The organism is Sphingomonas sp. YR710, from assembly GCF_900101455.1.
GTDB lineage: Bacteria > Pseudomonadota > Alphaproteobacteria > Sphingomonadales > Sphingomonadaceae > Rhizorhabdus.
The window spans coordinates 206416-217876 of the sequence record NZ_FMZJ01000001.1; the positions used below are offsets into that span (position 1 = coordinate 206416).

Consider the following 11461-nt stretch of genomic DNA (forward strand, 5'->3'; position numbering starts at 1 on the left):
GACGCATCCTGCTTTCCCTTTCGAGTTATGGATATATATTAACATATATAGCGTTGAGCCAAGGCACAACGCCGGGTTGAGGCATGGGGATCTGGGCGACGCGCGGCATAACCATTGGCTTGCCCCGCGCGGCGTCGTTCCCTACTTGTTCGCATGTGACTCGCGATATCGCATCTTCCGAACCCGCTTATCTGCGCGGGCTGAACGCTCCGCAGCGCGAGGCCGTGCTGACTACCGAGGGGCCGGTGCTAGTGCTCGCCGGCGCCGGCACCGGCAAGACGGCGGCGCTGACCGCGCGGCTCGCGCATCTGGTCGCGACGCGGCGGGCATGGCCGTCGGAGATCCTTGCGGTCACCTTCACCAACAAGGCCGCGCGCGAGATGAAGGAGCGGATCGGCCGCATCCTGGGCGAGGCGGTCGAGGGGATGCCGTGGCTCGGCACCTTCCATGCGATCGCCGCGCGGATGCTGCGCCGGCACGCCGAGCTCGTCGGCCTGACGCCGAGTTTCACGATCCTCGATACCGACGATCAGCTCCGGCTGCTCAAGCAAATCCTCGCCGCCGCGAGCATCGACGAGAAACGCTGGCCCGCGCGCCAGTTCGCGGGGCTAATCGATCGCTGGAAGAATAGGGGGCTCAACCCCGCGGATATCGACGCCGGCGAATCCGAACTGTTTGCGAACGGCAAGGCGGGCGAGCTCTACGCGCAATATCAGGCGCGGCTGCGCGCGGTGAATGCCTGCGATTTCGGCGATCTGCTGTTGCACATGCTGACGATCCTGAAGACGCATCGCGACGTGCTCGAACTGTATCAGCAGCGCTTCCGCTATGTGCTGGTCGACGAATATCAGGATACCAACAGCTCGCAATATCTGTGGCTGCGGCTGATCGCGCAGGAGCGCAAGAATATCTGCTGCGTCGGCGACGATGACCAGTCGATCTATTCGTGGCGCGGCGCCGAGGTGGCGAATATCCTGCGTTTCGACCGCGATTTTCCCGGCGCGACGGTGATCAAGCTCGAACAGAATTACCGATCGACCCCGCATATCCTTGCCGCCGCCTCGGGCGTGATCGCGCATAATGGCGGTCGGCTCGGCAAGACCTTGTGGACCGACGAGGCCGAGGGCGAGAAGGTCCGCGTGATCGGCGTGTGGGACGGACCCGAGGAGGCCCGCCGGATCGGCGACGAGATCGAGGCGCATCAGCGCAGCGGCGGGAAGCTCGATGATGCGGCAATCCTGGTCCGCGCGCAGTTCCAGACCCGCGAGTTCGAGGACCGCTTCATCGCGATCGGGCTGCCCTACCGGATCGTCGGCGGCTTCCGATTCTACGAGCGCGCCGAGATCCGCGATGCTTTGGCCTATCTGCGGGTGATTGCCCAACCGGCCGACGACCTGGCGTTCGAGCGGATCGTCAACACGCCCAAGCGCGGCATTGGCGATAAGGCGATGGCCAAGCTCCACATGCTCGCGCGCGCCGAGGACATCCCGCTAACCGTCGCCGCCGCTCGTATTCTCGGCACCGACGAGCTGACCCCGCAGGCGCGCCGCGCGCTCGGCAATCTGGTCGGCGATATCGCGCGCTGGCGCGACCTCTCGAACGACATGGGCCATGCCGATCTCACGCGGCAGGTGCTCGAGGAATCGGGCTATGTCGCGATGCTCCAGAACGAGAAGTCGACCGAGGCCGAAGGGCGGCTCGAAAATCTGAACGAGCTTGCGCGGGCGATGGAAGATTATGAGAATCTTCCGGCTTTCCTCGAGCATGTCAGCCTCGTCATGGACAATGACGCCGACGCCGAAAGCGCGAAGGTGACGATCATGACGATCCACGCCGCCAAGGGTCTTGAGTTCGATACCTTGTTCCTGCCCGGATGGGAGGAAGGCGTGTTCCCGTCGCAGCGCGCGATGGACGAGGGCGGGCTCGCCAGCCTCGAGGAGGAACGGCGGCTGGCTTATGTCGCGATCACCCGCGCGCGGCGGCGCTGCACGATCTTCCATGCCGCGAACCGGCGCGTTTACGGCCAGTGGACCTCGTCGATTCCGTCGCGCTTCGTTTCCGAACTGCCGCTCGCCCATATCGAGACCGAGACGACGATGGCCGGCGGCGAATCGCTATGGCGCGCGCAATGGTCCGAACGCGCCGATCCGTTCGCGCATCTCGGCCGCAGCACCGGGCGCGGCCCCGGCTGGCAGCGCGCGACCGCTGCCGGTGGCGTCGCCAAGGTGCCGGGCCGGGTGGTCGAGGCGCGCGCCTCCGCGGTCAGCTTCGCGCAGGCTCCGCGCAAGGACATCGCGCTGGGTGTGCGCGTGTTCCACACCAAGTTCGGCTATGGCGCGGTGGTGGAGATCGAGGGCAACAAGCTGGAGATCGATTTCGAGCAGGCGGGGCGCAAGCGGGTGCTCGACAGCTTCGTGACCTTGCCGTGACTGTTCACGCCGGCGCGTTTTCCCTGAACGGCTGCAATTGCGCCTCCATCGCCCGCGTAAATGCGGGGCGGCTTTCGCAGCGCTGGCGATAGGCGTCGAGCGTCGGATAATCGGCCAGCATCCCGCAACCGACCAATTCGCGCAGTACCGTCGTCATGATCAGGTCGGCGGCGGTGAAGCGCCCGTCGACCAGATAGGGTCTGTCGCCGAGCCATGTAGCGAGCGCCTCGAGACGTCCCTTCAGCATCGCGTGCAATTGCGGGCGCCGTTCCTCGACCCATGGCTCGCCGACGTGGATGACATCGAGCCATGCATAGCTCTCGACATGCGGCTCGACCGAATTGAGCGCCGCGATCACCCAACTCATCATGCGCGCGCGGCCCGCGGGATCGCGGGGGCACAAAGCATCGGATTGCTCGGCGATATGCAGCACGATCGCGCCGGATTCGAACATCTCGACATCGTCGTCCCGAAAAGCGGGAACCTGCCCGAACGGCTGCCATTCGCGATAGTCCGGCGACGCCAGGATCGTGCGATCTACCAGCGTCGCTTCATAGGGAATGCTGGCCTCTTCGAGCGCCCAGCGCACCCGGAGGTCGCGCACATAGCCCTGGGCGAAGGGCGGCACCCAGCGGAAGGCCGATAGCTCGGTCGTCATGTCATCATCTCCTGCGGTTCTGGCTGGTAGGCAAGGTATGTTGATATCAAACTATTGAGTCAATCCCGATAAGGCTGTGGTTTCCGGTACGGGCGTTATCGGCTTTCCCGTCGAAAACCATGTCGCGAGATTATCGACGACGAGCTGCCCCATGGCGGCGCGCGTAAATTCCGAGCCGGAGCCGATATGCGGCAGCAGCACGAGATTCGGGATGGCCAGCAGCGCATCGGGTACGCGGGGTTCGTCGGCATAGACGTCGAGCCCGGCGGCGAGGATCGTGCCCGATTGCAGCGCCGCGATCAGCGCGGTCTCGTCGACTACGCTGCCGCGCGCGACGTTGATCAGTATCCCGTTCGGCCCCAAAGCGGCGAGCACTTGCGCGTCGACGAGGTGCCGTGTGCCGGCACCGCCCGGCACGATCGCGATCAGGACGTCGCTTGCCGCGGCGAGCGCGACGGGTGTCGGATGCCACGGGTAGCGCACGTCGGGTTGGGGCGATCGGCCATGATAGGCGACGGACACGTCGAACGCCTCGAGCCGCCGCGCGATCGCCTTGCCGATATTGCCCAGGCCGAGAATCCCGACGCGCCGGCCGCGCAAGGTTGGTGAGAGCGGAAAATTGCCGGCAAGCCAGCGTCCCTCGCGCAGGAAGCGGTCCGCCTGCGGGATCTGCCGCAGGGTGGCGAGCAGCAGCCCGATGGTCAGGTCGGCGACCTCGTCGTCGAGCACGCCCGGCGTGTTGGTGACGACGATCCCCCGGGCGGCCGCGGCGATGGCATCGACATTGTCATAGCCGACCCCGAAGCTCGCGACGATTTCGAGCGCGGGAAGGCGGGCGAGCAGCGCCTCGTCGACCCGGCCGCCAAGCGTGCTCGTCGCGAGACCGCGGATGCGCGGACCTATCGTGCGCAGGTGGGCGTCGGGATCGGCCTGTTCCCAAAGCCGGTGCAGAACGAATTCCGCATCCAGCGCCGCGATCACGGGGGGCAGCATCGGGGCGGTCATGAGAATGTCCGGACAGTCCATGCGGCGGACTGTAACGGGCGCGGCCCGCCCCCAGAAGGAAAACTTCATAATTTGGGGACGTAATATTCAACAGGAGCGTCAATTCAATTTAGTATTGCGTCCCCGAAATATAGTGCCTCGAAATAAAGAGCTTGATCTCCTTTCGGGCTTTGGGCTTTTGGGACGTGGCCTGGAGGGGACGGAGATGCGTGCAGACAATCACCGGAGGTGTTCTTGCGCCACACGGTTCACCGCATGATCTGCCCTGCATGACGGCGACTAGCGAGCTGGAGCGTGGCTTGCCGAAGTCGCGCCGCCTGTATGCAATCGCGGCTGTCTCACTTGGCACGATCCTGACGACAATCAGCGGTTCGATGATCAGTATCGCGCTGCCCACGCTCGCGCGCGATCTTCACGTGGCGCCGTCGGCCGCGGTGCTGGTGGTGACGATCTATCAGCTCGTGCTGCTGATGGCGATGCTGCCGGCATCGGCTTTGGGCGATCGCATCGGTCACCGGGTCATCTACCAATATGGCCTGATGATCTTCGTGGCGGCGACCATGCTCAGCTTCTTTGCCCGCAGTTTGCCGTTCCTGGTGCTCGTGCGCGGTTTCCAGGCGGTGGGGGCGGCCGGCGTGCTCAGCGTAAGCTCGGCGCTGATCCGCAGCATCTATCCCCGCAGGCAATTGGGACGAGGATTGAGTTTCAACACGGTGATGGCCGCCAGCTTCGCCGCGTTCGCGCCCACCGTTGGGGGCGCGATCCTGTCGGTCGCGAGTTGGCCCTGGCTATTCGTGGTGTTGGTGCCATTTGGTGTCTTCTCGATTTTGATCGGGCGCCGGACGCTGCCCGACCCCGTCGTGCGCGACATTCCCTTCGACGTTTCGGGTTCGGTGCTTTGCGCGGCGACCTTCGGGTTCGTGGTGACCGGCCTGGAAAGCGGCGTGCACGGCGACTCCCCAGTGATCTCCGGGGCTTTGGTATTGCTGGGTGTCGCCATCGGCTTCGTTTTCGTTCGGCGCGAACTGGGGCAGGAACGGCCGATGCTTCCGATAGATCTGTTGCGGCAACGCGATATCGCTCTGTCGTCTATCGCGCTGCTGGTGGGCTACCTGTCGTCGATGGTCATTGCGTTGACGCTGCCGTTTCGCGTGCAGCAGGGCTTTCATTTTTCGCCCGCGGAATCGGGCGCGGTACTGTCGCCATGGCCGATCGTGACGATGATGGTCGCACCGCTATCGGGGATGCTTTCCGATCGCTATCCGGCAGCTTTGCTCGGCGCCGTTGGCATGGTGATCGCGATCTGCGGGCTGGTGAGCCTCGCCCTCCTGACCGGGACTCCGAGCCATTTCGATCTGATCTGGCGGATCATGCTCTGCGGAATGGGCTATGGCATGTTCTTCTCGCCGACGGTGCGGCAGGTCGTCGCGTCGGCGCCGATGGCGCGAACCGCGGCGGCGGGCGCGGTGACCACCACTACGCGTGGTGCCGGGCAAACACTGGGCGCGACAGCCGTTGCAACCATCTTCGCGGCCGGGCTGGGGACAGGGGCGGCGTCTGCGGTGATCGCGGCGGTGCTCGCAGCGGTCGCCGGGACGTGCAGTATCCTGCTGCTGCGTTCGCCCGTCTTGCATGTCGAATTCGAGGACCTGCCCGAAATCTAGGCTTTCCGGCTTCGCCGCATGACCGAAGAAATCGCTTGGGGCGGTCAAGGAAAAGCGCGGTTGCCGGGTCGGGGGGCGATCCGTCAGAAGAAGGTGCGATGACAAACTCGAAGCCTGTGTCGCCGCTGTCGATCGCGGCCTATCGCCATTATTGGTGCGCGCGACTGACCTCCACGCTCGCGCAGAACGGCATGATCGTGGTTATCGGGTGGGAGACCTACGATATCGCCCGCCGGACGATGCCGCCGGCCAAGGCCGCCCTGCAGCTCGGCCTGATCGGCGTTTCGCAATTCATGCCGCTGCTGCTGCTGATTTTCGTCACCGGTTGGGTCGCCGACCGGCTCGACCGGCGCTGGATAGCGCGATCGACGGCGCTGCTGGAGGCGGGATGCGCGGCGGCGCTGGCGATCATGGCGTGGCGGAACACGACGACCCTGCCGGCCTTGTTCGCGATTGCGGCGCTGCTGGGCGTTGCGCGCGCCTTTGCGGGGCCGGCACTGCAGGCGCTGTCGCCCAATCTGGTGCCGCGCGCGATCCTGCCGCGCGCGATCGCGCTGAGTTCGATCGCATGGCAATCGGGAGCGGTGCTCGGTCCGCCGATCGGCGGCTATCTCTATGCGATCGGGCCGGCCCTGCCGTTCGTCGCGAGTACGGTCGCGTTCGGCCTGACCTTCAGCCTGCTGATGACGATTCCGGCTATCCCGCGCATCGCGCTGGACAGCCGGCGCCATCCGCTGCGGCAGATGATCGACGGCATGCTCTATCTGCGACAGAACAAGTTGGTGCTCGGCGCGATCTCGCTCGATCTGTTCGCCGTGCTGCTGGGCGGCGCGACGGCGATGCTGCCCATCTATGCGCGCGACATATTGCATGTCGGCGTGTCGGGTCTCGGGCATTTGCGTGCGGCGCCGGCCTTCGGATCGGCGCTGACCGCGATCTGGTTCTCCAACCGTCCGCTGAAGACCAATGTCGGCGTCAAATTGCTGTTCGCGGTGGCGCTGTTCGGCGTGGCGACGGTGGTGTTCGGCCTGTCGCGCTGGTTCCCTTTGTCGCTGGCCTGCCTGGCGTTGCTCGGTGCCGCGGACATGGTTTCGGTATTCGTGCGCTCCACGCTGATCCAGCTCTATACGCCCGATGACATGCGGGGACGGGTCGGCGCTGTTTCGACCTTGTTCGTTTCGGGATCGAACGAACTCGGTGAAGCTGAATCGGGCTTCCTGGCCGCGGCGATCGGCCCCGTGTGGGCGGTGGTGGGTGGAGGCATCGGTACGATCGCCGTGGCGATCATATGGGCCAGATTGTTCCCCGAAATACCCGGCGCCCGTAGTTTTGCGACCCCCGACACGCTAGATGATGTCTCAGGACAGGAGAAAGCAGCATGACCAAGGCAGCCTCGATTCTCGAAACCATCGGCAACACGCCGCATGTGAAGATCAACCGCCTGTTCGGCGACGCCGAAGTCTGGATCAAATCCGAGCGGAGCAATCCTGGCGGATCGATCAAGGATCGTATCGCGCTCGCCATGATCGAGGAAGCCGAAAAGTCGGGCAGGCTAAAGCCCGGCGGCACGATTATCGAACCGACATCGGGCAATACCGGCATCGGCCTCGCGCTGGTGGCGGCGGTAAAGGGTTACAAGCTCGTGCTTGTCATGCCCGAATCGATGTCGATCGAGCGACGCCGGCTGATGCTGGCTTATGGTGCCAGCTTCGATCTCACGCCGCGGGAAAAGGGCATGAAGGGCGCGATCGAGCGCGCGTTGCAGTTGCAGGCGGAAACGCCGGGTGCGTGGATTCCGCAGCAGTTCGAAAATCCCGCCAATATCGAGGTCCATGTGCGGACGACCGCCGAGGAGATCTTCGCCGATTTCCAGGATGCGCCGATCGATGCGCTGATCACCGGCGTCGGCACCGGGGGGCATATCACCGGCGTCGCGCAGGTTCTGAAGGGCCGCTGGCCGGGGCTGAAGGTGTTCGCGGTCGAGCCGACCTTGTCCCCGGTGATCTCGGGCGGCCAGCCCGGCCCGCACCCGATCCAGGGCATTGGCGCGGGCTTCGTGCCGGCCAACCTCCACACCCAGTTGCTCGACGGCGTGATCCAGGTCGATCCGGCCGACGCCAAGGATTATGCCCGCCGTTCGGCCCGTGAGGAGGGCATGCTGGTTGGCATCAGTTCGGGCGCGACCTTGGCCGCGATTGCCCAGAAGCTCAAGGAATTGCCGGCCGGCAGCCGCGTGCTCGGTTTCAATTACGATACCGGCGAGCGCTATCTGTCGGTGCCCGATTTCCTGCCGGAATAATCCGCCAAGCCTCTCCGGAACCGCGGGCCGATCGGCTCGTTAGGCTGCCGAACACATGGATTCCGAAGGAAATTCGTGGCGCTCGACAGACCGGAAGAGGATAGACGCATGCTTGGTATTATCGGGATCGTGTTGCTGGTTTTGTGGCTGCTCGGATTTTTCGCATTCCATGTTGCGGGCGGCTTGATCCATCTTCTGCTCGTGATCGCGATCATCGTGATCATCGTGCATTTCGTGACGGGACGATCCGCGGTCTGAACCGCCTCTGGTGCATGAGGTACGCTGTGGCATAAACGCTTCCGGAGATCGGGAGCGTTTATGAAACGGGATATAGCGCATCATTCGTTTCCGGCCGGCCGCTTTTCCCGCCGGGAAATGATGGCCGTCGGTGCGCTGATGCTCGCCGAGCCCGCAATGACGCGGCGCCTGCCGGCAAACGATATTTCCACGCAACTGGCGGATCTTGAGCGGCAGTCGGGAGGCCGGCTGGGTGTGGCGATGCTCGATTGCGGCAATGGCCGGCTGGTCGGGTGGCGGCTCGATGATCGTTTCCCGATGTGCAGCACGTTCAAGGTGATGCTCGCGGCGCTCATTCTCCACCGCGTGGCGATCGGCGAGGAGCGGCTGGACCGGCGGATCGTGGTCGGCACGGCCGATCTCCTTTCCTACGCACCGGTCACCAGCAAATATGTCGGCGATCCGGGGATGACGATCGAAGCACTCTGCGAAGCGGCCGTTACGATGAGCGACAACACCGCCGCCAATGTGCTGCTGACGACCTCGGGCGGCCCGACGGCGCTCACCCGCTTTGCGCGTGGCATCGGCGATCGCGAAACGCGACTCGACCGGATCGAACCCGCCTTGAACGAGGCGCGGGCTGGCGATCCGCGCGATACGACCACACCGGCCGCAATGGCGCGCAGCCTGCGCAAGCTCGCGCTCGGCTCCGCCTTGCCGGCCGACGGGCGGGCGCTGCTGACGCGCTGGTTGATCGGATGCCGGACCGGCGCGGCGCGGTTGCGGGCGGGGCTGCCCGCAGGGTGGGCCGTCGGTGACAAGACGGGAACCGGGGGTCGGGGCTCGACCAACGATATCGCGGTCATCTGGCCGACTGGCCGCGATCCGGTGATCGTTGCAGCCTATATGACGGGGGTGACGCTTGGCGCCGACGCGCGCGAAGCGATATTGGCGTCGGTTGGCCGGCTGGCAGCGGCGCAATTCGGGCGGCGATGAAGCCCCCGCATTGGTATCAAGACGGATGACGCGGCTCGATCCGCTACCTTTCTTATCAAGAAAACAAAGTGATTGACGAGGCGGTTTTGCGGTCTTTACGCATGTGCAGCATTAAGAGGATTGCGGCACATGATCGACGGTTTTTCCGCGCCGACGCGACGACAGATATTGACCGCCATCGGCAAGACCGCCGGCATGGCGGCCCTGTACCAAGCGATGACCGCGCTCGGCCATGCCGCCGAGACGCAGTTCCATGGGCCGCCGAATCTGTCCGGCGCGCGCAATGGGGCATCGGTGATCGTGCTCGGCGCCGGGCTGTCGGGGATGCTCGCGGCCTATGAATTGACCAAGGCGGGCTATCAGGTCCGCGTGCTCGAATATCAGGCGCGGGCGGGCGGTCGGAACTGGTCGTTGCGCGGCGGCGATACCTATACCGAGCTGGGCGGCGCCACCCAGAAGGTGGGCTTTGCCGACGGCAATTATCTGAACCCCGGCCCGTGGCGGATCCCGCATCACCACCGCACCTTGCTCCATTATTGCAAGGCGTTCGGCGTCGCGCTCGAGCCGTTTGTCCAGTTCAACCACAATGCCTATGTCCACAGCACCGATGCGTTCGGCGGGAAGCCGGTGCGTTACAAGGCGGCGGCGGCGGACTTCGAGGGGCATGTCGCGGAACTGCTCGCCAAGTCGATCAACATGAAGGCGCTCGACGCCCAACTGTCGAAGGAGGATCGCGAACGGTTGCTTGAGGCCCTGCGCGCCTGGGGGATGCTCGACCACGATATGGCCTATGTCAAAGGCCTGCGCAGTTCGAGTCACCGCGGTTATGAACGCCCCCCCGGCGGCGGCGTCAACGGTGCGCCGATTCCCTCCGAACTCCTCGATTTCCACGATGTGCTCGATCCGCAAGTCTGGTCGACCATGTCCTTCTTCATGAATTATGAGATGCAGACGACGATGTTCCAGCCGGTTGGCGGCATGGACATGATCGGCAAGGGCTTCGCGCGGCAGGTGTCGCAGCTCATTACTCACAATGCCAAGGTCTCGAAGATCGCGCAAAGCGCTGAGGGCGTGACTGTGAGTTACACCGATATCGCCACCGGTACGGCGAACGAGGCCAAGGCCGACTGGTGCGTCTGCACGATTCCCTTGTCGGTACTCAGCCAGATCGACACACAGGTCTCGCCCGAAATGCAGACGGCGATCCGCGCGGTGCCCTATTCGGGGCAGGTGAAGATCGGCCTCGAATTCAAGCGGCGCTTCTGGGAGGAGGATGAGTCGATCTATGGCGGGATCAGCTTCACCAATCAGGAGATCGGGCTGGTTTCCTATCCGAACAACCATTTCTTTCAGGATGGGCCGGCGGTGTTGCTTGGCGCCTTCGCGCGCGATCTGGGCGCCTATCACCTTGCGGGCATGACCCCGGAAGGACGGATCGAGGCGGCGCTGGCGCAAGGGTCGGTGATCCATCCGCAATATCGCAAGGAATTCACCACGGGCGCGTCGGTGGCGTGGAGCCGGGTACCGTGGACGCTTGGCTGCTGCGCGCGCTGGACCGAGGAAAGCCGCAAGCAGCATTATCAGACATTGGTGGGCATGGACGGCCGGATCGTGCTGGCGGGCGAACATGCCTCCTATGTCGGATGCTGGATGGAGGGCGCGTTGCTGTCGTCGATCGATGCGATCACGCGGCTCCACAAGCGCGCGCTGGAGGCATGATCATGAATCGACTGTCGACATCCTGCCTGGCCGCGATGACGCTGTTGCTCGGCGCGGCACCCGCCTTTGCCGACGATCCGGGCGGTGGCGGCACCAAGCCGCCGATTCCGGTGACCGGCGAGCAGGTCTATCGCAACGTCTGTCAGGCATGCCACATGGCCGACGGCAAGGGCGCGAGCGGCGCGGCGACGATTCCGGCGCTGGCGAACAACAAGAAGCTTGCGGTATCGGCCTACCCGATCATGATGGTCGCAGGCGGGCAGGGGGCGATGCCCTGGTTCACCGATGTGTTGAGCCCGGCGCAGATCGCCAATGTTGTCACCTATATCCGGACCCATTTCGGCAACACATATACCAAGCCGGTTACCGCCGAGGAGGTGGCGCAAATGATGCCGCCGCCGCCGACTGCTGCCCATTGATCGCCGGCGGCGAAGGGCGTTAAGCTTGCGGCCCA

Annotated in this window: 10 protein-coding genes; 8 read left to right on the forward strand and 2 right to left on the reverse strand. The window is 64.5% G+C overall.

Annotated features, from left to right (window positions below; translation table 11 throughout):
- Positions 1-155 precede the first annotated feature (155 nt).
- Positions 156-2429: an ATP-dependent helicase gene (locus BLS13_RS01080; protein WP_256325644.1), complete on the forward strand. Its 2274-nt coding sequence runs from the start codon at positions 156-158 to the stop codon at positions 2427-2429.
- A gap of 4 nt (positions 2430-2433) precedes the next feature.
- On the opposite strand, the gene BLS13_RS01085 is transcribed toward BLS13_RS01080, so the two are convergent.
- On the reverse strand, positions 2434-3087 hold the full coding sequence (locus BLS13_RS01085; protein WP_093449068.1) for a glutathione S-transferase family protein: 654 nt from the start codon (positions 3085-3087) through the stop codon (positions 2434-2436).
- Between the two features lie 51 nt (positions 3088-3138).
- On the reverse strand, positions 3139-4092 hold the full coding sequence (locus BLS13_RS01090) for a 2-hydroxyacid dehydrogenase (protein WP_256325645.1): 954 nt from the start codon (positions 4090-4092) through the stop codon (positions 3139-3141).
- Positions 4093-4361: 269 nt separating this feature from the next.
- On the opposite strand from BLS13_RS01090, the gene BLS13_RS01095 reads away from it, so the two are divergent.
- From BLS13_RS01095 to BLS13_RS01120, 7 genes are all read left to right on the forward strand, one after another.
- Positions 4362-5756, forward strand: coding sequence for an MFS transporter (locus BLS13_RS01095; protein WP_093449074.1), 1395 nt, complete (start codon positions 4362-4364; stop codon positions 5754-5756).
- 98 nt (positions 5757-5854) lie between these two features.
- On the forward strand, positions 5855-7138 hold the full coding sequence (locus BLS13_RS01100) for an MFS transporter (protein ID WP_093449077.1): 1284 nt from the start codon (positions 5855-5857) through the stop codon (positions 7136-7138).
- Positions 7135-8055 carry a cysteine synthase A gene (gene cysK / locus BLS13_RS01105; protein WP_093449079.1) on the forward strand — a complete coding sequence of 307 codons (921 nt, stop codon included), beginning with the start codon at positions 7135-7137 and terminating at the stop codon, positions 8053-8055. Before BLS13_RS01100 ends, cysK begins: the two co-directional genes overlap by 4 nt.
- Positions 8056-8163: 108 nt before the next feature.
- Positions 8164-8313 carry a lmo0937 family membrane protein gene (locus BLS13_RS20210; protein WP_143011831.1) on the forward strand — a complete coding sequence of 50 codons (150 nt, stop codon included), beginning with the start codon at positions 8164-8166 and terminating at the stop codon, positions 8311-8313.
- Between the two features lie 60 nt (positions 8314-8373).
- Positions 8374-9288, forward strand: a complete 915-nt coding sequence (gene bla, locus BLS13_RS01110) for a class A beta-lactamase (protein WP_093449081.1) — start codon at positions 8374-8376, stop codon at positions 9286-9288.
- 129 nt (positions 9289-9417) lie between these two features.
- Positions 9418-11007: a flavin monoamine oxidase family protein gene (locus BLS13_RS01115; RefSeq protein WP_093449083.1), complete on the forward strand. Its 1590-nt coding sequence runs from the start codon at positions 9418-9420 to the stop codon at positions 11005-11007.
- Between the two features lie 2 nt (positions 11008-11009).
- Positions 11010-11426: a c-type cytochrome gene (locus tag BLS13_RS01120; RefSeq protein ID WP_093449499.1), complete on the forward strand. Its 417-nt coding sequence runs from the start codon at positions 11010-11012 to the stop codon at positions 11424-11426.
- Positions 11427-11461 lie beyond the last annotated feature (35 nt).

Coding starts and splice junctions, on each gene's coding strand:
- BLS13_RS01095 (WP_093449074.1), top strand. CDS start 4,362: ATGACGGCGACTAGCGAGCTGGAGCGTGGCTTGCCGAAGTCGCGCCGC.
- BLS13_RS01090 (WP_256325645.1), bottom strand. CDS start 4,092: ATGACCGCCCCGATGCTGCCCCCCGTGATCGCGGCGCTGGATGCGGAA.
- BLS13_RS01115 (WP_093449083.1), top strand. CDS start 9,418: ATGATCGACGGTTTTTCCGCGCCGACGCGACGACAGATATTGACCGCC.
- BLS13_RS01085 (WP_093449068.1), bottom strand. CDS start 3,087: ATGACGACCGAGCTATCGGCCTTCCGCTGGGTGCCGCCCTTCGCCCAG.
- BLS13_RS20210 (WP_143011831.1), top strand. CDS start 8,164: ATGCTTGGTATTATCGGGATCGTGTTGCTGGTTTTGTGGCTGCTCGGA.
- BLS13_RS01100 (WP_093449077.1), top strand. CDS start 5,855: ATGACAAACTCGAAGCCTGTGTCGCCGCTGTCGATCGCGGCCTATCGC.
- cysK (WP_093449079.1), top strand. CDS start 7,135: ATGACCAAGGCAGCCTCGATTCTCGAAACCATCGGCAACACGCCGCAT.
- bla (WP_093449081.1), top strand. CDS start 8,374: ATGAAACGGGATATAGCGCATCATTCGTTTCCGGCCGGCCGCTTTTCC.
- BLS13_RS01120 (WP_093449499.1), top strand. CDS start 11,010: ATGAATCGACTGTCGACATCCTGCCTGGCCGCGATGACGCTGTTGCTC.